Origin of the sequence: Streptomyces sp. NPDC002054, assembly GCF_040296685.1 — a bacterium.
Lineage (GTDB): Bacteria > Actinomycetota > Actinomycetes > Streptomycetales > Streptomycetaceae > Streptomyces.
Genome location: NZ_JBEOXT010000004.1, coordinates 22,444 through 46,011 on the forward strand (window position 1 = coordinate 22,444; position 23,568 = coordinate 46,011).

At 71.0% G+C, this 23,568-nt stretch carries 18 protein-coding genes and 1 tRNA gene; 10 read left to right on the forward strand and 9 right to left on the reverse strand.

The genetic code is table 11. The annotated features are described in order from the left end of the window. Positions 1-55: 55 nt before the first annotated feature. Positions 56-1,978 (forward strand): DUF8823 domain-containing protein, encoded by a 1,923-nt coding sequence (locus tag ABT123_RS04715; RefSeq protein ID WP_502970864.1) that lies wholly within the window; start codon positions 56-58, stop codon positions 1,976-1,978. Positions 1,979-1,991: 13 nt separating this feature from the next. Here ABT123_RS04715 and ABT123_RS04720 read toward each other — a convergent pair whose 3' ends face one another. From ABT123_RS04720 to ABT123_RS04740, 5 genes are all read right to left on the reverse strand, one after another. Beyond that, positions 1,992-3,071, reverse strand: coding sequence for an NlpC/P60 family protein (locus tag ABT123_RS04720; protein ID WP_351309793.1), 1,080 nt, complete (start codon positions 3,069-3,071; stop codon positions 1,992-1,994). Between the two features lie 61 nt (positions 3,072-3,132). Next, the gene (locus tag ABT123_RS04725) at positions 3,133-3,615 is read right to left on the reverse strand and encodes a poly-gamma-glutamate biosynthesis protein PgsC/CapC (RefSeq protein ID WP_351309795.1); all 483 of its coding nucleotides are present in this window, start codon (positions 3,613-3,615) and stop codon (positions 3,133-3,135) included. Then, positions 3,612-5,258: a poly-gamma-glutamate synthase PgsB gene (gene pgsB, locus ABT123_RS04730; RefSeq protein WP_351309797.1), complete on the reverse strand. Its 1,647-nt coding sequence runs from the start codon at positions 5,256-5,258 to the stop codon at positions 3,612-3,614. The genes ABT123_RS04725 and pgsB overlap by 4 nt, the downstream gene beginning before the upstream one ends. 6 nt (positions 5,259-5,264) lie before the next feature. Further along, the gene (locus ABT123_RS04735) at positions 5,265-7,529 is read right to left on the reverse strand and encodes a cache domain-containing protein (RefSeq protein ID WP_351309799.1); all 2,265 of its coding nucleotides are present in this window, start codon (positions 7,527-7,529) and stop codon (positions 5,265-5,267) included. Between the two features lie 135 nt (positions 7,530-7,664). Beyond that, positions 7,665-8,885 carry a CapA family protein gene (locus ABT123_RS04740; RefSeq protein ID WP_502970877.1) on the reverse strand — a complete coding sequence of 407 codons (1,221 nt, stop codon included), beginning with the start codon at positions 8,883-8,885 and terminating at the stop codon, positions 7,665-7,667. A 38-nt stretch (positions 8,886-8,923) separates the two neighbouring features. Between ABT123_RS04740 and ABT123_RS04745 the strand changes: the two genes are divergently transcribed. From ABT123_RS04745 to ABT123_RS04755, 3 genes are all read left to right on the forward strand, one after another. Next, positions 8,924-9,907, forward strand: a complete 984-nt coding sequence (locus tag ABT123_RS04745) for a hypothetical protein (protein ID WP_351309803.1) — start codon at positions 8,924-8,926, stop codon at positions 9,905-9,907. 76 nt (positions 9,908-9,983) lie between these two features. Then, a complete protein-coding gene (locus tag ABT123_RS04750) occupies positions 9,984-10,205 on the forward strand; it encodes a hypothetical protein (RefSeq protein ID WP_351309805.1) in 222 nt (73 codons plus the stop codon). A gap of 93 nt (positions 10,206-10,298) precedes the next feature. Then, positions 10,299-11,006 carry a Crp/Fnr family transcriptional regulator gene (locus ABT123_RS04755; protein WP_351309807.1) on the forward strand — a complete coding sequence of 236 codons (708 nt, stop codon included), beginning with the start codon at positions 10,299-10,301 and terminating at the stop codon, positions 11,004-11,006. A gap of 20 nt (positions 11,007-11,026) precedes the next feature. On the opposite strand, the gene ABT123_RS04760 is transcribed toward ABT123_RS04755, so the two are convergent. Beyond that, complete coding sequence (locus tag ABT123_RS04760; RefSeq protein ID WP_351309809.1) at positions 11,027-11,548, reverse strand: Pycsar system effector family protein; 522 nt, start codon at positions 11,546-11,548, stop codon at positions 11,027-11,029. Between the two features lie 301 nt (positions 11,549-11,849). Between ABT123_RS04760 and ABT123_RS04765 the strand changes: the two genes are divergently transcribed. From ABT123_RS04765 to ABT123_RS04790, 6 genes are all read left to right on the forward strand, one after another. After that, positions 11,850-12,617 (forward strand): hypothetical protein, encoded by a 768-nt coding sequence (locus ABT123_RS04765; RefSeq protein WP_351309810.1) that lies wholly within the window; start codon positions 11,850-11,852, stop codon positions 12,615-12,617. A 32-nt stretch (positions 12,618-12,649) separates the two neighbouring features. Next, a complete protein-coding gene (locus ABT123_RS04770; RefSeq protein ID WP_351309811.1) occupies positions 12,650-14,908 on the forward strand; it encodes a hypothetical protein in 2,259 nt (752 codons plus the stop codon). Further along, positions 14,901-16,439 carry a coiled-coil domain-containing protein gene (locus tag ABT123_RS04775; protein ID WP_351309812.1) on the forward strand — a complete coding sequence of 513 codons (1,539 nt, stop codon included), beginning with the start codon at positions 14,901-14,903 and terminating at the stop codon, positions 16,437-16,439. Before ABT123_RS04770 ends, ABT123_RS04775 begins: the two co-directional genes overlap by 8 nt. A 169-nt stretch (positions 16,440-16,608) precedes the next feature. Then, entirely contained in the window at positions 16,609-17,859 is a 1,251-nt protein-coding gene (locus tag ABT123_RS04780; protein WP_351309814.1) for a DUF4407 domain-containing protein, read from the forward strand. Positions 17,860-17,996: 137 nt separating this feature from the next. Continuing rightward, complete coding sequence (locus ABT123_RS04785; protein WP_351309816.1) at positions 17,997-19,904, forward strand: glycoside hydrolase family 15 protein; 1,908 nt, start codon at positions 17,997-17,999, stop codon at positions 19,902-19,904. After that, positions 19,901-21,268: an MFS transporter gene (locus ABT123_RS04790; RefSeq protein WP_351309818.1), complete on the forward strand. Its 1,368-nt coding sequence runs from the start codon at positions 19,901-19,903 to the stop codon at positions 21,266-21,268. The genes ABT123_RS04785 and ABT123_RS04790 overlap by 4 nt, the downstream gene beginning before the upstream one ends. A 144-nt stretch (positions 21,269-21,412) precedes the next feature. On the opposite strand, the gene ABT123_RS04795 is transcribed toward ABT123_RS04790, so the two are convergent. From ABT123_RS04795 to ABT123_RS04805, 3 genes are all read right to left on the reverse strand, one after another. Continuing rightward, positions 21,413-21,486 (reverse strand) — tRNA-Arg (locus tag ABT123_RS04795). 120 nt (positions 21,487-21,606) lie between these two features. Beyond that, the gene (locus tag ABT123_RS04800; RefSeq protein WP_351309819.1) at positions 21,607-22,146 is read right to left on the reverse strand and encodes a DUF5615 family PIN-like protein; all 540 of its coding nucleotides are present in this window, start codon (positions 22,144-22,146) and stop codon (positions 21,607-21,609) included. Next, positions 22,143-22,790, reverse strand: coding sequence for a DUF433 domain-containing protein (locus tag ABT123_RS04805; RefSeq protein ID WP_351309821.1), 648 nt, complete (start codon positions 22,788-22,790; stop codon positions 22,143-22,145). The genes ABT123_RS04800 and ABT123_RS04805 overlap by 4 nt, the downstream gene beginning before the upstream one ends. Between the last annotated feature and the right edge of the window lie 778 nt (positions 22,791-23,568).

The following is a 23,568-nucleotide window of genomic DNA, read 5'->3' on the forward strand; positions in this document are numbered from 1 at the left end:
GGTACGCGTCTTCGGGTCAGGTGCCCGGGGAACGCAGGTTTGGGAGTGCGACGCAGTGACCACCGCGGAAGAGAAACAGGGGCCGCCACAGCCGGCGGCCGTGGCCGCCGGCATACGGCAGCCCGCGGGCACCCATGCGCAGAGCCGCGGAGCCGCGGCCTCCGCCGGTACCCCGGCCGGCGCAGGCCCTGGTGCCCCGGTTTCCGTCGCGCGGCGAGTGCTTCGGGTGTTCACCGGGCGCCCCGTCACCGTTGCCACCGCGCTCGCCGCGGTCCTGCACGTCGTCTGGTTCTTCTGGTTCGCCAACAGCGGCGGCGACCTCGCCGCCCAGGACGCCTGGGCCGAGTTCGTCGGCCGCCACCCGGACTCCGCGTACAACCTCGCCTGGTACGGCGGCATGCACCCGGTCTCCTACAGCGTGGTCTCGCCCTACCTGATGCACGTCCTCGGTGTCCGGACCACGATGATGATCGCCGGTACCGTCTCCGCCGCCCTGCTCGCGCTGATCCTCACCCGCTGCCGCGGTGCCGTCCGCGAGCCGCTCTGGCCCGCCCTCGCCGGGGTGTACGGGCTGTTCTGCAACGCCCTGTCCGGCCGGGTCACCTTCGGCCTCGGGGTGATGTTCGCGCTCGGCGCGGTCGCCGCCGCCTTCTGCTGGCCGCGCATGTGGGCGCAGAAGCGCTGGGCCAAGGCCGCCGTCGCCGCGCTGCTGGCCGGCGCCGCCACCGCCTCCAGCCCGGTCGCCGGGCTGTTCCTCGGGGTGGTGGCAGCCGCGCTGTTCCTGAGCGGGCGGCGCCCGGGCGCGTACGCCCTCGGGCTCGCACCGGTGGCCGTGGTCGGTCTGTCGGCCTGGCTGTTCCCGTTCTCCGGCACCCAGCCGATGATGGCGGCGTCGGCCTGTCTGCCGTTCCTCTCCGGGGTGGCCGTCCTCGTCCTCGTACCGAAGCGGTGGAAGACGGTCCGGATCGCCGCCGGCGTGTACACCTTCGGCGTCTTCCTGACCTGGGCGATCGATTCACAGGTCGGCTCGAACGTCACCCGCCTGCCGATGCTGTTCGGCGGCGCGGTGCTGCTCGCGGCCCTGCCGTACGCGGTGCCGCGCAGCCGGCGCTGGTACGCCGTCCTGCTCGCCTTCACCACCATCACCGTCTGGATCACCGTCAACAGCTTCCAGGACATCGTCCGCACCACCCCGGTGGCGGCCTGGAACCGCGAGCTCGCACCGCTGGTCGACCAACTGCAGAAGGTGGGCGCCGACCGGGGCCGGGTCGAGGTGGTCCCGGCCAGCAGCCACCGCGAGTCCTCGGCCTTCCCCTCGTACGTCAATCTGGCCCGCGGCTGGAACCGGCAGGCCGACCTGGAGCGGAACTCCCTCTTCTACGACGATTCGCTGGACGCCGAGAGCTACCGGGAGTGGCTGGACCGGTGGGCCGTGCACTACGTGGTGCTGCCGGCCGACAAACCCGATGTGGGCGGCGAGGACGAGGCGGTCCTGGTTCGCGAGGGCCTGTCCTACCTCCAGCAGGTGTGGGGCGACGCGAACTGGCAGCTGTTCAAGGTGCTCGAGCCGGCCCAGCTGGTCGGCGGGTCGGCCCAGGTGGTGCGCGCGGGTGCCGACCGGATGGTGATCGATGTGAAGGCCCCCGGCCGGGTGCTGGTGAAGGTGCCGCACTCGCCGTGGCTGGGCCTGGTGGGCCCCGACGGCAAGGCCGTGGTGCCGCCGCAGGAGACGGAGCTCTCCAAGGCCGGGCGCACGCCCGTGAAGCAGTACGAGAACACGGCCGGCTGCCTGTTCAAGGCGGCGCCGGACTTCGAGGGGGACGTCTGGACGGAGCTGCTCGCCCCGGCGCCCGGTGAGTACCGGCTGGCGGCGAAGTACCAGCTCCCGCGCGGTACGCCCTGCCCGGAGGCGCTGATCCACCAGGAGCTGGGGACGCCGGCGCGGACGAGTCCGCCCCGGACGCCGACCCAGCCCTAGGGGACGTTCACAGCTATACGCGCTTGGCGCTGCGCAGCGTCGTCGCGTAGTAGCCGTTGCCGTCGAGGCGCGACGTACCGCCCTTGTCGCCGATGGTCGGCCCGTTCGCCTCCTCGCGGCTGGAGATGAAGATCTTGTGGCCGTCGGTGTCGGTGCCCAGGTAGATGCCGGTGTGGTCCAGCCGCTCCCCGGTGCGCGCGTCCAGCTTGAAGAACAGCAGGTCGCCCGGCTGGAGCACATCGATGGAGGTGGGCCGGTGCTCGGTGCCGACCCCCTTGAGCGGGATGACGTTCACGCCCGGCTTGCCGCGGGCCATGCCGTTGGCGGTGCGGGCCAGGCCGTCACCGGAGCTGTCCGTGGCCATCAGCGGGAAGCGGGCCCGGTAGCCGAAGACCGTGCGGATGAAGCCGGAGCAGTCCATCGAGCGGGCCCGCATGGGCTCGGGCTTGATGGTGGTGCCGCTGCGGAAGGTGTAGGGGATGCCGAGGTAGTCGTAGAAGTCCGACTCCTCCAGTCGGTAGTCGTTGCCGACCGAGCCCTTGGGGTTGATCGGTCCGAAGTTCGCGTCGCCCGCGTAGGCGATGCCTTCGGCGTCCTTCTTCACCGGGGCCTGGTCGCCGTACTGGAAGGCCATGGCGAAGACGTCGTCCTCTTCGCTGCCGAAGTACTTCTTGAACCAGTCCTTGAACCACTGCTCGCGCTCGGCGCCGTTGCGCCACACCTCCGGCATCAGCCGGACCCAGTTCTCGGTGACCACCCGGGTCTTGGTGGTGGCCGGCTCGGTGAAGGTGCGGCTGGGGCCGGTGAGGGTGGCGGTGCGGGCGCCGTCGGTGAAGGTCGCGAGGATCCCGCCGTTGCCGTCGCGCAGTACGGAGCGCTCGGGGTTCTTCAGCCGCTCCCACTTCTGGCCGTTCTCGTCGGCCGACTTGCCGGCGGCGGCGGGGGTGTCCACGACCGACTGGATCGCGGGCGCCTTGGCTTGCTCCTCCTTGCGCAGCTCGATCGTGAAGTACGCGCTTCCGGCCAGCAGCGCGAGCACGGTGGCCGCGTGCAGGACGGGACGGGTGCGGCGTTTGGACGTGGCGGCGGTCATCGGTCGCTCCGGGCGGGGTCGGCAGGGTCGGTGGTCGAGGTGGTGCGGTGGGCGTCGCGGATCACGCGTGCGGCATGACGCCGAGCAGGATGCCGGCGGTCAGGACCACGTAGGTCATGAGGGTCGCGGAGCCCGTCGCGAGCAGCGTGGCGCCCTTGGGCTGGCGGACCAGCTGGTAGGCGATCAGGCCGGGCACGATGAAGCCGAGGGTCTGGTTCGCGTACAGCAGCGGGAATTCCATCTGCAGCAGGATCACCACCCCGCCCTGGAGGATGACGCCGATCAGCACGACGGCCGCGAACAGCCGCTTGCCGTAGAGGATCACGAAGCGCTGGACGACGAGGGTGAGGACGTACGTCAGGACGGTGACGCCGGTGACGATCGCGGCGCGCTGGAGGTCCTCGATCAGGGTGAGGGCGAGCCAGCCGGGGGTGATCATGCCGCCGGGGGACAGGTTCGTCGTCAGGTAGCAGACGAGGGAGAACAGCAGGCCCAGGGCGATGCCGATCGCGGCGATCTCGGGGGTGAGGACGGCGGGGATCAACGGGGTTCTCCTGGGCTGGGCCACTGCTGGGGCTGCTGGGGCTGCTGCTGCGGGTTCTGGGGGTGGGGGTGCTGGGGATGGCGCTGGGGCTGGGGCTGCTCGTGGCGGGGCCAGGGTGCGGGCTCCAGCGCGGGGCGCCGCGGCGGCTGTTGCTGTTGCTGTTGCTGCGGGGGCTGCTGGGGGTGCAGCTGCTGCTGGGGCAGCGGGGCCGGCGCGAAGGTCTGGTAGGACTCGTAGGGCGGCTGGGCCGGCCGCGGGTGCTGCTGGTACGGGTAATGCTGCTGCTGGCCCGGTACCGTCCACCGTGCCTCCTCGGCCGCGGGCAGGTATCCGTACGGGTCGAGGGGTTTGACGTACAGCCCCCCGGTCTGGTCGTGGCGCACCTGCGGTGCCTGCTGCCCCGGGCGTGCCTGCGGTGCCTGCTGGGCCTGCTGGGACTGCGGTGCCGGCTCGGCGTCCTCCTCGAAGGAGGGCAGCTCGGCGAGGTGCTCCAGCAGGATCTCGCCCTGACCGTGGATGTTGCCGATGGCCACGAGCGAGGAATCCGCCCCGAGGTGGCCCAGCAGCTCGTGCATGAACTCCTCGCCGTCGCGGCCGTCGCCGCCGAGGTCCACGGCGCGGTCGCGCCACTCGGCGGGGATCGCGTCGATGGCGCTCTTCGACGGGTGGCCGATGACGAACACCTTGTCCGGCTGGAGGTCGGGCACGATCTGGCCCATCTGGCCGTTGCGCTCGACCCGGTCGGGGCGGCAGTTGATGACCACGTTCAGCGGGCGGCTGATCGCGCCGAGGTCGAGCAGTTGGTTGATGTTCATCAGCGTGGACTCGGGGTCGTTGGCCGCGAACACGTTGGCGAACCGGACCCGCTTGTCGCCGGGGGCAATGTAGCGCTCGACGGAGAGCACGCCCGGGTCCGGCGGGGCGTCGTACATGCCCTGCAGTGCGGTTTCCCGGTCGATGCCGAGGAGATCGGCGACGGTCAGCGCGATGGCCACGTTCTCCTTGAAGGTGAACCAGCTGAAGCCGCGCAGCTCCTCGTCGCTGACCATGTCCGGGTCGGCGTAGATCAGTTTGCAGTCCCGCGCGTCCGCCTCCTCCTGGAGGACGTGGAAGCGGTCCTTCTCGGCGGTGACGCAGATGCCGCCGTGCGGCATCGAACGGGACAGGGAGCGGCCGATGTCGTCGAGGGTCGGGCCCATCTCGGCCACGTGGTCCTCGCGTACGTTGCACAGCACGCCGATGGTGGACTGGATCAGCTTGGCCTGGTTGAGCTCCTGGAGCGGCGGCATCACGGCCATGCACTCCATGACCAGCGCGTCCGGCTGGTAGGCCGCGGCCCGGCGCACGATGCCGATCTGCTCGACGACGTTGGCGATGCCGAACTTGCGGTAGACCGGCTCCTCGGTGGCGTCGGGGTGGATGAAGCGGGCCGCGGTGCCGGTGGTCTTGGCGACCGTGACCAGCCCGCCGCCGCGCAGTGCGCCCGCCACCAGCCGGGTGATGGAACTCTTGCCGCGGATGCCGTTGACGAGTACCCGGGTGGGTATCTCGTCCAGGTTGGCGAAGTGCCGCCGCTGCTCGATGATGCCGGCGACCAGCATCAGCAGGCAGCAGACGACCAGCACGATGTAGAGGAAGAGCACAGCGGGTCAGTTCCTTCCGGCCTGGTGGGTCGGTGCGGTGGTGCCGGCGGTGGTGGTGCCGGCGGCCTCCCGCTTGCGCAGCTCCTGGAGCTGCTGCCGGATGACTTCCAGGCTGCGGGTGACGGCGCCCACCTCGTCGTGGTGGCGCGGGTAGAGGACGGTCCGGCGGTCGCCGTCCGCCAGGGCCTCGGCGCGCTGCGCGAGTTCGCGCAGCGGGCGTACGACGATGAGGTGGAGCCAGCCGAGGCAGGCCACCGCGGCCGTGAGGCCGAGCAGTCCGGCGAGCACGGTGCGGTTCTGCAGGCTGTACTCGGGGATGCCGAGGCCCTTCGCGGGCTGCCAGCTGACCACGGTCCAGCCCATGTCCTTGGCGGCACCGCCGCCGACGAAGGGGGCCGCGGCGGCGATGGTGTGCGTGCCGTTGTCGCGGTAGAGCACACCGGCCGGGCGGGCGGCCATGCCGACCTTGAGCGCGGCGCCGTCGGCCAGCGCCTCCAGCCGCTTGTCGTCGAGCTTCTCGAAGGCGCGGTAGCCGCTGTTGGAGGCGATGACGCGGTGCTCGCCGTCGACGACCCGGATCTGGCCGAGGCCCGGGCGCTTGAGCAGTCCGTTGAGGAAGTCGATCCGGAACTCGCCGACCACGGCGGTGCCCGGCCGCCCGGCGATCTCGGCGGTGCCGAGCAGGATCGGTTCCTTGCCGCCCCCCACCATCGTGATGGGGTTGCGGCCGGCGGCCTTGCCGAGCGGAGCCTGCGGGTCCTTGCCGGCCTGGGCGAGGACGGTGCCGTTCGCGTCGACCACGTACAGGGACTGGTAGCGCTGGTGCTGCTCCAGGGTGCGGTCCAGCACGGTGCCCATGTGCGCCGGGGTGGTCCCGTCGTTCATCAGGGAGGCCACCGACAGCAGGTCGGCGTGGCCCTCGTTGAGCGCGCGGCGGATCCGGTCGTTCAGGGTGTCGGTGCGGTCGCGCTGGTCGTTGACGATCTGCTGCGGGATGACGGCTTCCTCGCCGGCCCGGTTGACCATCAGGCCGAGTGGCAGGCACCAGCCGAGCAGCAGGAGCAGGGCCAGGCCGACGAGCGTACGGACGCCCGCCTTGCGCCGCTTGCGGCCGGTCTCGACGCCGTCCGGGCCGGGGTCGGGGCGGCCGAGCAGCTGGTGGCGCAGGCGCTCGAGGGCCAGGCCGATGCGGGAGCCCTCGCCGGTGCGGGGGACCGTCACCGGGCGGTGCAGGTCGCCGCGGGTCAGCCGGCGGCTCTCCAGGAAGAGCGCGAGCAGCGGGCGCTGCACGGTGCCGATGAGCAGGAGGATCACCAGTGCGCCGATGATCAGCAGGGCGCCGGCCGCGGTCAGACCGGCGAAGGCGCTGGAGGCCGACCGGGTGTCCTCGGCGATGTTGACCATGGCGACGACGGTGAGGCCGAGGCTGGTGGCGGTGGTACCGACGCCGGCCTCCGGGCCGGCCAGGGTCGCATAGCCGGCGGCGGCGCGGTCGCCCCCGAACTCGCCGCCCAGCAGGCTGCCGCTGACCCCGAGGAAGCCCCCGGAGCCGGGGTTCTTGGCGGACAGCGGGTGCTTCTCGGCCTTCTTCGCGGCGGCCTTGGCGAAGGACTTGAGCTGCTTGGTGTCCCGTTTGACGTCGGCGCGCTGGAGGTCGGTGAGGACCTGCTCGGGTTCGGGGATGCCGTCGCTGCTGAGGACGCTGCCCTCGCTGTCGACCACGGCGATGGCCCGGAAGCCGCCGAGGCTGATGCCGGGGAAGCGCAGGCTGCTCGAGGACACCAGCAGCTGCTGGGGCTTGCCCGGCCAGGAGAGGAGGGCGAAGGTCAGCAGCCGGGTCTCGCCGTTGGCCAGGCGGACCATACGGGGCGAGAGGCCGCCCTCCTCCGACAGCTTGGAGCGGTCGATGGCGGTCAGCGGGAGGTTCTCGCCGCGGGCGGCGAGCAGCCGGCCGGAGCTGATCTCGACGATCGCGGTGCCGCGCCACTTCTGGTAGACGTTGCTGATCTTGTCGAGGACCGCGTCGGGCGCGACCGGGTCCCCGGAGGAGAAGAGGGTGGCGGCGCGGTTGAGGTCGGTGACGCTCTCGTCCAGCGAGGCGCGCAGCGCGATGGCGCCGTCCTCTGCGAAGTGCTGCTGCGAGGTGAGTACGGCCTCGGGGAGGGTGTCCTTGCGGACACTGCCCAGGCTCAGCGCGGTGATACCGGCGAGGAGCAGCAGCAGGACGGACAGGACGGCGATCGGCGGGCGGATGCCACCGAGCAGTGACATGTCGGCCCTTCGGCGGGCCTTTTGCCGCCGCTTCGTACGCGAAGCGGCCACGGGGACGCTCCTCTCCTGACTGTGCGCGCGCAGGTGCACGCGAGGGTGATGGGATAAAGGGGACAAATAGCTGCGGTGCCGGGATCAGCCGCCCGGGAGCTCTTGCAGGGGCCGGAGGCCGTCGTTGGCGGCGCCGCGGTTCAGGACCGTGCCCTGGGTGCGTTCGAATGCCAGCCGGTACCGGGAGCGCTGCTCGGGGAGGAGGTTCTCGCCGTTCCGAAGCGCCTGTGCCACGTCGACCAGCCGGTGGTCGCGTACGGGCGGGGCCACTTCCTTGGGCTCCGCGCCGCCCGGCGCGGCCTCGGGGTCCGGCGGAATGTCGGTGAAGGTCGGCACGAAGCGGGCCTGCACGTCCCAGCTGCCGCGCTTCTTCTCGGTGAACTCGAACCAGCCGATAACGCCTTCTTCGGTCAGGCCGCTGGGCACGTCGTGGCGGGCGACCTGGTTGCCCAGGCCGTAGGCGACCCAGGTGCCGGCGACCTTCTCGAAGGGCTGCACCACATGGGCGTGATGGCCGATGACCAGGTTGATCCCGGTCTTCTCGGCGATCTTGCGGGCCAGCTTGAGCTGCGGCTTGCTCGCGTTGGGCTGGTGCTCACGGCCCCAGTGGACGGAGAGGATGACGACCTCGGCGCCGGCGGCGCGGGCGGACTTCTCCGCGGCGGCGATCTTGTCGAAGTCGATCAGGTTGGCCAGCCACGGCTTGTCCTTGGGGACCTCGCGGCCGTTGAACCCGAAGGCGTAGGAGATCTGGGCGACCTTGACGCCCTTGACGTCCATGATCAGGGGCTTGTCGGCCTCGGCCTGGTTGCGGGCGGAGCCGGTGTGCTTCAGGCCCACCTTGTCGAGGGTGTCGAGCGTGCGGTAGACGCCCTCGGGGCCGTGGTCGAGGCTGTGGTTCGAGGCCGTCGAGCAGGTGTCGTAGCCGATGTTCTTGAGGGTGTTCGCGATCTGGGGCGGAACCAGGAAGTCGGGGAAGCTCTGGAACGGGCCGTTCGGCTTCCCCAGGACCGGCTCCATATGGCAGATGCCCAGGTCAGCCTTGGAGACGACCGGCTTCACGCCATCCATGATCTTGTCGAAGTCGTACCCGGCCTTGCCCGCGGCCTTCGCGTCCCGGGCCGCCTGGTCGGTCAGCTGCGGGTGGATCAGAACATCGCCGGCCGCCGCCACCGTGAACGAGCGGCCCCCCTTGGCTCCCGCCTCGCCCTCGGCGTCGCTCCCGGCGGAATCCGCACCCCCGAAGAGGCTGCAGCCCGAGAGGGCAGCCGTCAGCGCAAGGGCGATCGCTGCGTTGCGGATCATGAAGGGAGTGCGGGTGTTCGTCACTCCGTTATTTTTGTATGACCATGGCTCATTTTCGTACGGTCATCGCAAACAAGCGAATAACGATTCTGATAACTCTGGGTGTCGTGGCAGCGCTCACCGCGATTGTGGTGTATTTCATGTCGCCGGCCGTACAACCATCCCGAGAAGCGGCTCCGGCGAAGCCTTCGGCGGCGGCCGGCATCGACCTGGAACAGCGGATTACCGCATTCACCAGGGGATTTGGCGAGCGCGGCGGCTATCGGGTGCCCACCGAGCAGGAGCGGCTGACGGTCACTCAGGGGGTCGCCCTGCTCCTCGACGGAGACCTCGAAGGGGCGCGCAACCGTCTCGCCGAGGTCGATTTCACTGTGCAATCGCTCACGGACGCGGTGAGCGGCCGGCGGTACGCCGAGGTGGCCGACGCGGCCGACCGCAAAGATCGAGCCAATCGGGGCTGGGGTCGCGTGTACGTGGATCTGGGCGCGAAGCCGAGCTGGATCGTGCAGGTCCCGCACCCGGTCGCCGACCAGGAGACCGAGCGGCTCGGGGCTCGGGTGCTGCGCGGGACGCCGGGCGGAGTCATGGTGCTGGCCGGCGCGCACCGCACGGCCGGCGAGGGGGATGCCGCCGATGTGGCCCACCGTACGGACTCGGTCTTCCACAGCGTGATCGACGAGCTGATGAAGCGCCGCCTGCCCGGGATACAGCTGCACGGGTTCGCCAACGAGTCCTTCCCCGAATTCGACGCGGTGGTGTCCACCGGGGCCGGGGACCGGGCGGTGTCCGACGCCAAGGTCCTTGCCAAGGAGCTGACGGGGGAGGGGCTGGAGGTCTGCCGGACCTACGCCCGGAAGTGCAAGCTGGCCGGAAAATCCAATGAGCAGGGCCTGGTGGCGGCGGAGGAAAAGCTCCGATTCCTGCATGTGGAGCTGGCCCGCCGGATCAGGACCGACGACGACCGGCTGAATGATGTGACGGAGGCGATTCGGGTCCTCACTCGGCGTTGGGTGGAATCCTGACCGGGTGCGCGGAGGGAATTGTGTGCATACGATCCCAGTAGTCCGATTGGGTGTTCCCAGAGGGAGTGACGACGGGATGAGCAAAGAGCAGAAGCAGCAGGATGTCCGGCCGACTCTGGAAGCCCCCGAAACGGGCCGCGCGCCTTGGGTGCAGGGGCTGGAGCGCGGGCATGGGCACGGTTTCGAAGGCCCGGTGCGGAGCAAGGTCAAGGGCGGGGCACACACGAAGGCGGAGCTGAAGCGGGCCGGCACCCCCCAGGGCGACCGCATCGGAGAGCGCAGCAAGGGCCTCAGCTAGCCGTAACGGCTCCGCTGCTCCCGCCGCATATCGGTGCCGCCGTACCCTGTCGCTGTCCGGGAGTTGACGCAAGCACCTGCCGAGGGGGCCGCCGTGCCGCTCCAGCAAAGCCCCGGGCCGAGCCCCGAGTGGCCGGCCCGCAGTCTGCTGGCCCTGCTGTCGCCCCCGGCCCGCCGGGAACTGCTGGGTGCGGGCACCGAGGTCCGGTACGGGGCGGGTGCCGTGCTGCTCACCGAAGGGGCCCGGGACCGGCACGTCCTGCTGCTGCTGTCCGGGCTGGCCAAGGTCACGGCCACGGTGGAGAACGGGCAGGCCTCGCTGCTGGCGGTGCGGGTCGGCGGGGACACGGTCGGCGAGATGGCCGCCCTGGACGGTGCCCCGCGCTCGGCGACGGTGACGGCCTGCGGCCCGCTGACCGCCCGGGTGATGCAGCCGGCCGCTCTGAACGAGCTGATGGTGCGCCGCCCCGAGGTGGCCATGGCGCTGACCCGGATGGTCGCGGACCGGCTGCGCTGGGCCAACCGGCGGCGGCTGGAGTTCCGCGGTTACCCGGTCAAGGTGCGGATGGCCCGGCTCCTGGTGGAACTTGCCGAGCGGTACGGGCGGCAGGAGCCGGACGGGGTGGTGGTCGGCTGCCGGCTCACCCAGCCGGAGATCGCCGCGCTGACCGGGGCCGCCGAGACCACCATCCACAAGGGCTTGCGCGAGCTGCGGGAGGAGGGTCTGCTGGAGACCGGCTACCGCACGACGACCATCCGGGACCTGCCGCGGCTGCGCAAGCTCGCCGACCTCGCCGGCTGACCGTTCAGCCGTTCAGCTGGTCAGCCGGCCAGCCAGGGCCGCAGCAGCACGCTCAGGCCCGCGCTGACCCCCATGACCGCCGTGCACACGACAGAGGCGGCCAGAGCGCGGTACTTGGCGACGGCGACCCCGGCGAGGAACCGTACGGCCTGCGAGAGCTCGCGCCGGGCCGTCTCCGTCCCCACCGGCAGCAGGACGTCCGGGCCGCCGGCAGACAGCCGGCGGAAGCTGTACGGATTGGCCTCGGCCGGCTTCCACACGCGCGGGCGCAGTGCCAGCGCCAGGCTGCCGGCCCCGCCCAGCAGCCCGGCGGCAAAGAGCACCAGCAGCGCCCCGGCCACCAGCCCCGGCACCCCGCCGCGCTGCCAGCCGTCCACGGCCCGGCCACTCCAGGCCCCGGCGGTGGTGACCAGTGCGGCCTGGGCAGCGGCCAGGATGCCCGCCTTGGAATCCGCGTGCTGATGCGTGCTCTGGAGCGAGCCGAGCATGAACTCGGCCGTCCGGATCCGGTCGGATTCTGATCGGTCGGGCCGGTCCGGCATGGGGCCACCTCCTGGGGGAACGGATCTGCGTACTCCCCCAGTGACGGGCGAGCGGGCCGCCGGGACCAGTCACTTGTACGGGATCTCAGCAGGATCTCGGCGGGATCTCGGCATCCCGTATTTCCACGTGGTGTGGCCGGGAAGCGCCCGGTACCACTGGCCGTGAGCCGCCGAAGCCTGCGCGGAAAACCGGGACAGACCCGGGACGATTCTGTGTGGGAGTTGTAACAGCGGTATGGCTTGGGCGAGTTGAGGTGTGCGGCATTCTTTCTCTCCCGGAAACCACGTGGAGGAGTGCGTCATGACAGTGTTCGGCCGAAGGCTTCTGCTGGCCGTGGATGCGAAGGGTTACGGCCGGGCCGGAGCGCTCCTCCAGGGCCAGTACCAGGAGGCCATTCCGCGGCTGCTGGGCGAGGCCGCCGAGGCTTCCGGCTTCGACCGGTCCGCCTGGGAGCGGCAGTTCGCCGGTGACTCGGAGTTCGCGGTGCTGCCCGAGGGGGCCTCGGAGCCCGCACTGGTCGACACCTTCATGCGGGCCCTGGAAGCCGGGCTGCGGGCCTTCAACAGCACGCGGCTGCGGGAGGCCTGGCTGGAGTTGCGGGCCGCCGTGCACTTTGGGTCGGTGAGCCCGGGCGCCAACGGGTTCATCGGGAAGGCGCCGGTCGAGATCGGCCGGATCCTCGACAGCCGGCCGCTGCGCGCCGCACTGGCCGGGGCGGAGGACGCCTGTCTGGCTGTGGCCGTCTCCTCCACCGTCTTCAATGACGTGGTCCGCGAGGCCTACACGACGATCCGGGTCAAGGAGTTCCGCGAGGTGCGGATCGAGGCCAAGGAGCACTCCGGGCGGGCCTGGATCTGGGTCCCCGGCCACGACGTACACCTCCTGGACCTGGAGGGTGCGGCACAGACCACCACGGAGCCCCCGGGTCCGGGGGTGGAGCCGGGCCCCGCGAGGGGGGAGGGGCCCGGCTCCGGTGACCGGCCGGCGGCGCCCGCGGGGGACGTCATCGTACAACAGTTCACCGGAACCGTCCACGCGGCAGGCGGCGTCTTCGGGATCTCCAAGTGACCGACCGCGGCCCGTCCGGGGAAGCAGGTGGGGTGCAGATCCAAGCAGACGAGGGCCACCGGGAGCCCGGCCCGGAGGAGGCCGCGGCCCCGGAGTTACCACCGGAGCCGGCCGGGGACGAGCAGCCCCGGCAGGAGCCCCGCCCCGCCCGTGCCCGCCGGAATCAGGCCGCACCCGAACAACCCCCAGCGGGCGGCGAGTTCGCCACCGTACTGAACTACGTCAGCCAGTCCTTCCACGGCCCGCTGAACGCACCCCAGGCCCACTTCGGCATCGCCTCCGACCACGCGACCGCCGGAGGCGGCCGGCGCCGGGCCACCGGCCGGATCGACGCCGGCGAGATCGACACCCTGATCGGCTACTACGTCCCGCCCGCCCCCTTCGAACGCGCAGTCGAGGCGCTGGCCGAGGACACCGTGGTGGTCCTGGTGGCCCCGCCGGGCACCGGCAAGCGCTCCGGGGCCGTCGCCCTGCTCAAGGAAGTCGCCGACAGCACCGGCTATGTGGTCCTGTCCCCCGACAACAGCCTGGAACAGCTCGCCGAGCGGACCTTCGCCAAGGGCATCGGCTATGTGCTGCTGGACCGGATGAGCGAGGGCCCGGCGGCCGGCCAGACGGCCGACTTCGACTGGCGGCGCGTCCGCGACCAGGTCCGGAGCCAAGGCGCCCACCTGGTGGTCACCACCGTGCACGACCCGGACGGGGTGCCGCCCGAGGCGGTCCGCCACATCGGCTGGAGCGCCCCGGACCTGGCGGACGTCCTGCGCCTGCGGCTGCGTACCGGCGGCCACGCCGAGGAGGGCGTGGCCGCGGCGGCCGAGCTCATGCCCGCCGAGTGCACCGTCGCCGAGGTGGCGGCGGCAGCCGGCCGCATCCTCGGCGGGGCCGAACCCGCCCTGGTGTGGCGGGAGTACGGCAGCGACGCCGCCCGTCCGGTGCGCGACTGGTTCGGCGCATCCGAGCGGTCCCTGCAGGAGATCGCCGAGGTCACCACCCTGGCCTTTGTGCCCGGGGCCGGGCGCCGGACCTTCGAGTCCCTCCAGGAGCTGCTGGAGCCGCTCCTGGAATCCGCCTTCGCGCCCGCCGGCCCGACGGCCTCCTCCTCCGCCTCTGCCTCCGCCGCCCCGGCGACTTCTGCTGCTCCCGCCGAGGACGCGCCCGCCCCCGGAGCCGCCGAACCGCCGCTCCCCGTACGCCGGTTCGCGGACCGGCGCCGCTCCCTGCGCCGCAACGCCCTGGTCGCCACCGAGGAGCAGGCCCAGGCCCAGGGCTCGCCCACCCGCACCGTGGTGGTCTTCCCCAACTCCTCGTACCGCCTGTGGGTGCTCCAGGAGCTGTGGGCCAACCACTCGACGGCGTACTGGGACGGCGTACGCCAGTGGCTGGACCGGGTGATCGCGGCCGGGCCCAGCCCCGGCCTCCAGATGTCCGTGGCCACCGGACTCTCGCTGCTCGCCCGGCCCGCCTTCGACGAGGTCGCCGACTGCTACCTGCTGCCCTGGGCGCGCGGCGAGGCGGGCCCGGCCGGCCGGGCCATGGCCGTACAGGTGCTGTCCTGGATGGCGCTGGACGCCAGCCTGGGCGCCGCCGCGCTCACCCTGGTGCGCAGCTGGGCCCAGTCCGGCGACCGCGGGCTCCGCACCACCGCGATGCTGGCCTTCAGCGGGCTGCTGGGGATGACCTTCCCCACCGACGCGGTCAAGTGGCTGTGGCACCTGATCAGCCAGTGGCAGGGCGACCGCGCCTCGGTGTCCACCGAGCCGATGATCGCGCTGGCGCAGCTGTTCGCCCTGCTCACCGAGTACGACGAGGACGTACGGGTGGTCCTGGACGCCCTGGTGTACCGGCTGCGGAAACAGGCCCGGACCAAGGTCGCCACCCACCTCAAGGGGGTCACCTTCGGCTCGGTGGTCCTGCTGCTGACCGCCGTCGACCAGCGGACCCGGGTGCCCGCGGTGGCGGTGCTGGCGGGCCGCGGTTCGCCGGCGCTCACAAGTGTGGCCGAGCTGTGGGCGGGTGTGCTGTGCCACCGCCCGTTCCGCGGCGCGGCACTGGCCTCGCTGTACACGGCACTGTGCGCGCTGCCGGCCGTGTGCCAGGACCCGCGAGCCGCCGCCGGGCGGCTCGGGCGGGAGATGGGGGCGGTGCTGCCCCCGGACGAACGGTCGCGCCTGGATCTCGTCCTGCGCAGGGTGGCGGGCCGGCCCCGCCCCCAGATCGCCGAGATCGTCGACGAGTTCCTGGCGGCCGTACTGCGGAACGAGAACGAAGGACTGAGGCGCCATGGCTGACAGATATCCCCTGGTCGAGCAGCGCGAGTTCGGCCCGCCGGGGCAACGGGGAGGCTGGCTGAACAAACGCGCCGCCCGGGAGCAGGCCGACCTGCCGCGGATCGCCGCGCACCAGGTGCTGGTCTACCGGGTGGGCGAGGAGTACGTCGAGGACCACGGGCTGCGCGGGCCGCGCGACGAGGTGGTCGTCGGGGCGAGCTCGGTGAGCGTGGTCGACCGGCGGGTGGCCGTACCGCTGGTGGTGGAGACGTCCGTACCGTCGGCGGAGACCGGGGCGTTCACCCTGCGGGTCACCTTCCACTGCACGGTGACCGACGCGTGTGCCGTCGTACGGGACGGGGTGGACGACGCGGAACCGCTGGTCCTCGGCTATCTGAGGGAGATCCCGGGACTGGCCGAGGAGGGCAAGGACCTCCCGGTGAGCCGGGCGCCGGAGGTACGGGACCGGGTGTGGAGCCGGATCTGCGCCTACGGGGAGATGGTGCCGGCCGCCCTGTCGGGCATGCGGGTCCGGCCGGTCACGGTGGAGGTCCTCACCCCCGAGGAGTTCGCTGCGCACCGGCGGGCCCGGGAGGAGGCCGAGCGCACCCGCCAGCAGAACCGGTTCGAGGCGGAGCTGGCGGAGGAGCGGGCCAAGGCCGAGCACGAGCGGCAGCTGCTGGAGCGCGACCTGCTGCGGGAGCAGCGCCTCACCGAGGAGCGGTACCGGCAGGAGCAGGCGGTGGCCGAGGAACGGCACCGGCAGGAGCTGGAGGACCTCCGGTCGGTGTTCCTGCACCGGTCGGACGTGGAGAAGCTGGACCACCGGCTCAGCCAGGAGACCAAGACCAACGCGCACGGCAGGCGGGAGACGGCCGAGGACGTCAAGGTCTTCGGCTACGACCCGCTGGCCGCCGACTACCACGCCTTCCGGCGCGGCGAGATCTCCGCGGACACCCTCTCCAAGCGGCTGCACGAGGCCGAGGCGGCCTCGGCCGGGCGGCGGGAGTCCGAGGATGCGCGGCGGTGGCAGCTGCTGGAGCGCGAGGAGGAGCGGGCCCGGGAGGCCGCCCGGGTCCGGCTGGAGCGGGGCGACCGGATCCGGGAGCTGCACCGGCAGGACCGGCGGGAGGACCTCGGCTCGCGGCGGCAGGAGCAGTCCCGCCGCTGGGAGCTGCAACGGGAGGACGAGCGGCAGCGCCGGCTGGAGGATCGCGAGGACGCGCTGATGCAGCGCCAGGAGCAGCGCGAATGGCGGGAGAAGATGCTCACCGCGAAGTACGACCTGACGAAGCGGGTGATCGACCGGGGCCACGGGGACGACGCGCACCTGGACGTCACCAGCCTGATCAACGACGTCGGCGAGTCCAACCTGGCGGCGGCCCAGGCCGCGTACGCGCTGGCCGAGGGGCCGGGCGAGGTGCACCGGGTGGAGCGGGCGGACGCCGGCCCCGGCGCGGCGGACGCGACGGCCACGGAGGACGACGACGTGGACGGCCTGGAACTCGACTTCGACCTGGGCGAAGCGGGGAGGGAGGAAGGTGTCGGCTGACGCACCGGCCCGCCCGTCCGGGCGCGCCGACGAGCACGAGGACCTGGCATGGCTGCCGGCACCGGCACCGGCCGTTGAGGTGCCTGAGGTGCCTGAGGCGATGCTCCGGGCTCCGGCACGAGGTCGGGGAGGCCGGAGAGGCCGGGGAAGCCGGAGGCGGCAGCCGGCGGTGTACCTCCGCCGGCTGATCGGCGTCCGCGAGGACGTCCTCGGCTGGGTCCCGGAGGAACGCGCCCGCTACACCTGGTACGGGGCCATCGTCCTGAACACGGCGCTGCTCGGCGGCGCCTCCATGGCCCTCGCCATCGCCACCATCAGGGACGAACTGCCGCTCGCGGTGGCCCTGGTGGTGGCGGCGATCTGGTTCTGGGTGGTGCTGGCCCTGGACAGCTGGCTGGTGTCGAGCACCCACGGCATCCCGTCCAAGGGCCGGCTGCGGGCCCTCATCCCGCGGCTGTTCCTCTCCGTCCTGCTGGGCCTGGCCATCGCCGAGCCGCTGCTGTTCCAGATCTTCGACAAGGAGATACGCCAGGAGATCACCGTCGGCCACCAGCGGGACGTGGAGGCCTACCGGGGCAGCCTGATGGCCTGCAACCCGGTCGACGGCTCCGCGACGGCGGGCCGACCGGACTGCGCCGGGTTCCAGCTGAACGTACCCGGCTCGCCGGCCGCACTGCGCGAGCAGATCACCCGTAATGCCGCGGAGGTCAAGGAACGCCAGGACCAGGTCGCGGCCATCAACACGAACCTGGCCGGCAAGATGGCCGCCGAGCAGCGCGAATGCGATTTCCGGACGAAGTACGTCTGGACGAACGGCGGCAAGGACGTCACCGAGACCTGCAAGCGGGCGCGCAAGGACGCCTCGGACTACCGCGATTCGAGCCAGGCCGACAAGCACCAGAGCGACCTCACGGCGCTGATCCAGAAGGGCCGCGACCTGACCGCCCAGGAGGCCACGGCCGGCGAGACCTACCGCCCCGCCCTGGTCAAGGCCATCGACGAGCGGACCCGCCGCCACGAGCAGTCCCTGGACGACGACGGCCTGCTGACCAGCGCGCACGCCCTGGGCGCGGTGGCCTGGTCGGACTGGTACGCCGGGTTCGTCGCCGTCCTGCTCCACATCCTGCTGCTCACGGTGGATGCGATGCCGGTGCTGGCCAAGCTGATGAGCGGCCCCACCAGTTACGACCGGGCCCTCACCGGCCGCCTGGAGTCCGGCCGCCGCCGGCACGCGGAGGAACTCCAGGTCCGCCACGCCTGCGAGGCCGCCGAACACGAGGTCCGCCGCCACCGCTCGGCGCAGGAGGCGGCGAACCGTATGGACGCGCTGGAGCACACCTACCGGCTGGCCCAGTCGGACCGCGCCCAGGCGTTCCGCGCGGAACTCGACGCCCGCGCCGCCCGCCTCCGCAACCCCTGACCCGACCGCCCACCCACTCAGTCACTCACACGGGGAGGACCCCCGGCCGCACCCGGCCGGGGGTCCTCCCGCATGCGCAGATCCGGCATTCGGCGCACCCTGTGAACGTGAGGGGGCGGCCGGGCGAAGGAGGCCTTGTGAACCTGGAGAACCGATACCCGCCGATCGCCGACCACGGAATGGTCGGCGATCTGCAGACGGCCGCGCTCGTGTCCTCCGGCGGAACGATCGACTGGTGGTGCACGCCCCGCTTCGATTCGCCCAGCATCTTCGCCTCGCTCCTGGACAGCGAGCGGGGCGGCCATTGCCGGCTCGCCGCGGAGCTCCCGGACGACGGCGCTGCCACGGTCCGCCAGCTGTACCTCTCCGACACCGCCATCCTGGTCAACCGCTTCATGGCCCCCGGTGGCGTAGGCGAGGTCGCCGACTTCATGACACCGATCGAAGGCACCGTCCCCTCGGACCGGCACCGCCTGGTCAGGGTCGCCCGAGTGGTCCGGGGCAGCCTGTCCTTCTCGTTCGCCTGCCGCCCGCGCTTCGACTACGCGCGTGCCCCCCACACCCTCACCCTGACCGACGACCACTCGGCGGTCTTCCACGGCCCGGGAACCGACCTCCACCTCCAGGCCACCGCTCCCATCACGCTGCAGGCCGACGGCGACGACATCACGGCCCGCTTCACCCTCGAGGCCGGCGAGATGGCCGCCATCGTGCTGACCAGCACCGCGAGCGGCGGCGCCGCCCCGCACCCGCCCTCCCTGCCCGGCATCGCCGACGAGCTGCAGGCATGCCACACGTTCTGGCACCTCTGGCTGCGCTCTTCCACGTACCGGGGCCGCTGGCGGGACATGGTCAACCGCTCGGCGATCACCCTCAAACTGCTCACCTACGCCCCCACCGGGGCGCCGATCGCCGCGGCGACCATGGGACTGCCCGAGCAGGTCGGCGGCGAGCGCAACTGGGACTACCGGTACACCTGGGTGCGCGACGCCTCGCTGTCGGTCCGGGCCCTGATCGACCTGGGCTTCGAGGAGGAGGCCCATGCCTTCCGCCTCTGGATGCGCGACCGCCTCGAGGCCGGCGGGACGGCTTCGGGCGACCCCTTGCAGATCATGTACCGGGTGGACGGGGATCCCCACCTGGTCGAGGAGACCCTCGACCACCTGGAGGGCTACATGGGCTCCTCGCCCGTACGCGCGGGCAACGCGGCGGCCGACCAGCTCCAGCTCGACATCTACGGCGAGGCGGCCGATGCCCTCGCCGTGACGGGCGACTTCATGGGCGCCATCCGCGGCTGGAAGGCCATGAGCGACGTGCTGGACTGGCTCGCCGACAACTGGGACCGCCCCGACGAAGGCATCTGGGAAACCCGCGGCGGCCGGCAGAACTTCACCTACAGCCGACTGATGACCTGGGTCGCCTTCGACTGCGGTGTCCGGCTGGCGACCGCCCACTCCCGTCCCGCCGACATCGCCCGCTGGACCGAGGTCCGGGACACGGTCTTCCGGCAGATCGTCGACCGCGGGTGGAACAAGGAGCGGCAGGCCTTCGTCCAGCACTACGACACCGACGTCCTGGACGCCTCACTCCTGCTGATGCCCCGGGTCGGCTTCCTCTCCCCCCGGGACCCGGACTGGCTCACCACCCTCGACGCCATGGACCAGGAGCTGGTCAGCGACAGCCTGGTCTACCGCTACAACCCCGAAGCCTCCCCCGACGGCCTGCGCGGTGCGGAGGGGACCTTCAACCTCTGCAGCTTCCTCTACGTCGAGGCCCTGGCGCGGGCCGGCCGGCTCTACCAGGCCCGGTACGCCTTCGACAAGATGCTCACCTACGCCAACCACGTCGGCCTGTTCGCCGAGGAGATCGGGCCTTCGGGCGAACAACTGGGCAACTTCCCCCAGGCGTTCACGCACCTCGCCCTCATTGCAGCGGCCATGGCCCTCGACGAACAGCTCGACAAGGCGGAGACCCGCCTGAGAACACACATCAAACTCCCCGACCCTCCCCCCCACCGTCCGCAACGGGACACAGGACCCCGATGACCGACTCAGGCACGTCGGCGGCACAACGACGGATCCTCGCCCCACTCGCCCTCGCGCAGTTCATCTGCAGCTTCGCCGGCTCGAACATGAACGTGATGATCACCGACATCAGCGAGGACCTCGACACCACCGTGCAGGGCGTCCAGGTGGCCATCACGATCTTCCTGCTCGTCATGGCCGCTCTGATGATCCCCGGCGGCAAACTGACCGACCGCTACGGCCGCAAGCGCTGCTTCCTGGTGGGTCTCGCCGTGTACGGGATCGGCGCCCTGCTGAGCGCCGCCGCCCCGGGCCTGGGCGTGCTGATCCTCGGCAACTCGATCCTCGAGGGCGTCGGTACGGCTCTGCTGATCCCGCCCGTGTACATCCTCACGACGCTCCTCTTCACGGACCTGACCTCCCGGGCCCGCGCGTTCGGGATCATCATGGCGTTGGGCGGCATCGGCGCTGCCGCGGGTCCACTGATCGGCGGGCTCATCACCACATGGATCGGCTGGCGCGCCGCCTTCGTGTTCCAGGCCCTGGTGATCGCGTTGATCATCGTGCTGAGCCGGCACCTCGACGACCCCCTGCCACCGGATCCGACGCGCCCCTTCGACACCATCGGAGCCGTCCTCTCGGCGGCCGGCCTCGTCCTCGTCGTGATGGGCATCCTGGCCGCCGACAACAACGTCTGGCTGATGACCGGCCTGCTCGTCCTCGGCGCACTCACGCTGCTGTGGTTCTTCCGTCACGTACGCGCCCGCGAGGCGGCCGGCCGGGAACCGCTGCTGTCCACCAGCCTGTTCCACAACCGCACCTCCAACCTCGGCCTGGTCACCCAGAACGTCCAGTGGCTGCTGCTCATGGGCTCGTCGTTCACGGTGGCGGCCTACCTGCAGGTCGTACGCGGCTACGACGCCATTCAGACCGGCATCGTCTTCACCGCTGCCACCCTCGGCCTGCTCGCCTCCTCCCTGGCCGCCGAACGCCTCGCGAAACGGCGGCCCCAGCGCACCCTCATCACGGCGGGCTTCGCCGTCACGATCACCGGCATCGTCGTCCTGATCGCCATGGTCAACAGCTTCCCGAGCGCCTGGGCCTTCGCCCCCGGCCTCCTCCTGCTCGGCCTGGGCCTGGGCCTGATGCTGACCCCCTCGGTCAACGTGGTCCAGTCGAGCTTCCCCGAGGAGCAACAGGGCGAAATCTCCGGCCTCTCCCGCAGCGTCTCAAACCTCGGCTCCTCGCTAGGCACGGCCATCGCCGGCACCATCCTCGTAGCCACCCTCACCACGGCCGCCTACGCCACCGCCATGCTCACCCTCGCCACAGCAGGCCTCCTCGGCCTAGCCGCGGCAATATCCCTCCCCAAGCCACATCCCTGACCGTGCTGCACGCTCATCCCCGCGACCCCGGGCCCGCTCCGCCGCAGCGAAAGACCTCGACGCCCGACGAGCACACCGGCGTGGCCTGCCAACAGCAAAGGGCCAGTTCAAGGGGATCAACCCTCGCACTGGCCCTCAATGCTGTGCCCCCGACAGGATGCGAACCTGCGACACCCGCTTTAGGAGAGCGGTACGACGGATCTGCGGCTGACCTGGGCATTTGCCTGGCGTGTTGAGCTACCACCCAGGACCCATCAACTCCCCTCGTTCCCCGTGGCTCCCCGCACGATCTGGCACGTTTGTGGAACGCCCGGGCTTCCTAGGCCCTGCCGTGCGGGTCAAACGCCGGGCTTCTCAGCCGCACTCTCCCCAGATCGTTGGCGCACTACGGACGCCACGGGCGTGGCTGTAGCCGCTCGCTTTTGGTGGGAGTCGGGCCACAAGTGTGGAGGCGCCAGAGCGGGGATGGTCACCTGAAGGCGGCTCCCCCTCGTGGGATCAATACCCCGCAGCAAGATCAGTCGCTGTCCATCCGCTTCGGCCAGCTCGTCCATGGCGTGGGGGAGGGCGGCGCACACGGTGGCGATGGCAGTTCCCAAACCGATCAGCCCACCGTGCTTGTTGTTCTGCCGGTACTCGATGCGGTGCAAGCCTGACTCGGCAATAGCCGCCACTTCGGCGCGGCGACTCATCTGCTTGCTGTCATTGGTGATGATGGCTTCGAAGCCCTCGGCCTGAGCCTTGGGGTAGAGCTGGACGTCCTTTGTGCCTGACCAGCCCTGCAGGTCGTGGACGTGCGATACGTCGTGCGCGGCGAGGAGCACAGCCACAATGTCGGCCATGGGCCGGGGCACGTTCTCATCCAGCAGCAACTTCAAGCGACGACCTGCCCGGGGCCGCTGTCGCTCATGTAGCTGTCCACGTAGTTGCTGAAGTCGTTTGCATCTCGGGCCGCTGCCGCGCTGACTCCGGGATAGAAGTCGCTGATTCGGTCTGGTGGGATCCCATCCCGCACCAAAGCAGCCACCTCGGACGCGGGGATCCGCGTGCCCTCGATGACCGGTTCGCCACCTCGAACGGACGAGTCGACAGCTACGTGGTCCCGCGGCTTGAGAAGATCTGGAATGTGCCGGCCGTTGCGGTAGAAGGGGGCCAGGACGTCCACGAGCTCGTGAATGACGATGTTGCCCCCTCTGATGAGGTCGACAGCATGGTCCGAGTCGGCCAGGTAGATTCTGTCGTTTTCCGCCACGAGGACGTACGAAGAGAGGTGCCTCCGCTCTCCAAGGTCCTCACGCAGGGTGTTCAAGGCCCGGCGGATCTTCTGTAGCGAAGTCTCCTGGCGGAGCTTGACGCATGTGCGGAGGGCGACGACGTCACGGAAGGAATACAGGATCGGTCGGCTGGCCGACACTTCCGGCACAAGGATGGCGCCCCTAGTGGACGACGGGTTGCGCCAGTGGGCGAGTTGACGGATGGTGGCGCCGGACAACGCAGCGGCCAATTTGGGCTCGTAGGACACCGCGCCTCCCTCCATACCCCGTACGTTGGCTTTGTGACGCTACCCGATTGTGCCGGAGAGAGCACGAGCCTCGGCAGACCTCTGAGCCCATCGAGTGAGTAGGGCTGACGCGGCCAACTCGCCCGCCCAAAGACCTCTGATGGTCCCGATTGTGCGGACGTGGAAGGAAGTGGGCTGCCGTGAGTTAGTCGTGCCGGACGAGCTTGACTGTTGAGACGAGCAGGATCGTCGGCTCGTCCGACCCCCATACCAACCCACCACGCTCCCCAACTCCCATCCCGTCTGCCGTCGACCCCACGTACGTGGAGCGGACGCGGTGCGCCCGGTGCCGTGTCTGCTCGGCTTGTCCTGGGTCGACGGCAGACGGGATGGGAGTTTCCTCCGCCCCCAGCCATCCACGGGCCGGCAGCCGCGTACGGCGCCCCCGCCATCCCGGAGCCTGAGGCTCCCGCCGGAGGCAAATCGGTGAGTGATGGAACCGACGGCCGTAGGGCTCGACTCATGCCTTCGGGTCTATCCCGCCTTGCAGGGGCGGGCGGGCGTCGGCGCAGCGCGTGCGGAGCCGGGTGCTTGATGAGGTAGGGAAACCTGTAACAGCTCGCTCTGTCCCCGGTGGTCTTGCCGACCTGGCCACCAGCTGTTGGCATATGTGTGGGGACGGCATACACGGGGGCGGCTGATGAGCGATCTCACGGTGAATCCGTGGAAGAGGCACGGCAAGGACCGGCTCTACGTGAACCTCCCGGACGGGACAACGGTCGCCTGGGCGGATCGAGCG

Bases quoted from the DNA above. Each gene is read 5' to 3' on its own strand.
- ABT123_RS04720 (WP_351309793.1), bottom strand. From the start codon at position 3,071: ATGACCGCCGCCACGTCCAAACGCCGCACCCGTCCCGTCCTGCACGCG.
- ABT123_RS04735 (WP_351309799.1), bottom strand. From the start codon at position 7,529: ATGTCACTGCTCGGTGGCATCCGCCCGCCGATCGCCGTCCTGTCCGTC.
- ABT123_RS04740 (WP_502970877.1), bottom strand. From the start codon at position 8,885: ATGATCCGCAACGCAGCGATCGCCCTTGCGCTGACGGCTGCCCTCTCG.
- ABT123_RS04745 (WP_351309803.1), top strand. From the start codon at position 8,924: ATGACCATGGCTCATTTTCGTACGGTCATCGCAAACAAGCGAATAACG.
- ABT123_RS04750 (WP_351309805.1), top strand. From the start codon at position 9,984: ATGAGCAAAGAGCAGAAGCAGCAGGATGTCCGGCCGACTCTGGAAGCC.
- ABT123_RS04760 (WP_351309809.1), bottom strand. From the start codon at position 11,548: ATGCCGGACCGGCCCGACCGATCAGAATCCGACCGGATCCGGACGGCC.
- ABT123_RS04765 (WP_351309810.1), top strand. From the start codon at position 11,850: ATGACAGTGTTCGGCCGAAGGCTTCTGCTGGCCGTGGATGCGAAGGGT.
- ABT123_RS04775 (WP_351309812.1), top strand. From the start codon at position 14,901: ATGGCTGACAGATATCCCCTGGTCGAGCAGCGCGAGTTCGGCCCGCCG.
- ABT123_RS04790 (WP_351309818.1), top strand. From the start codon at position 19,901: ATGACCGACTCAGGCACGTCGGCGGCACAACGACGGATCCTCGCCCCA.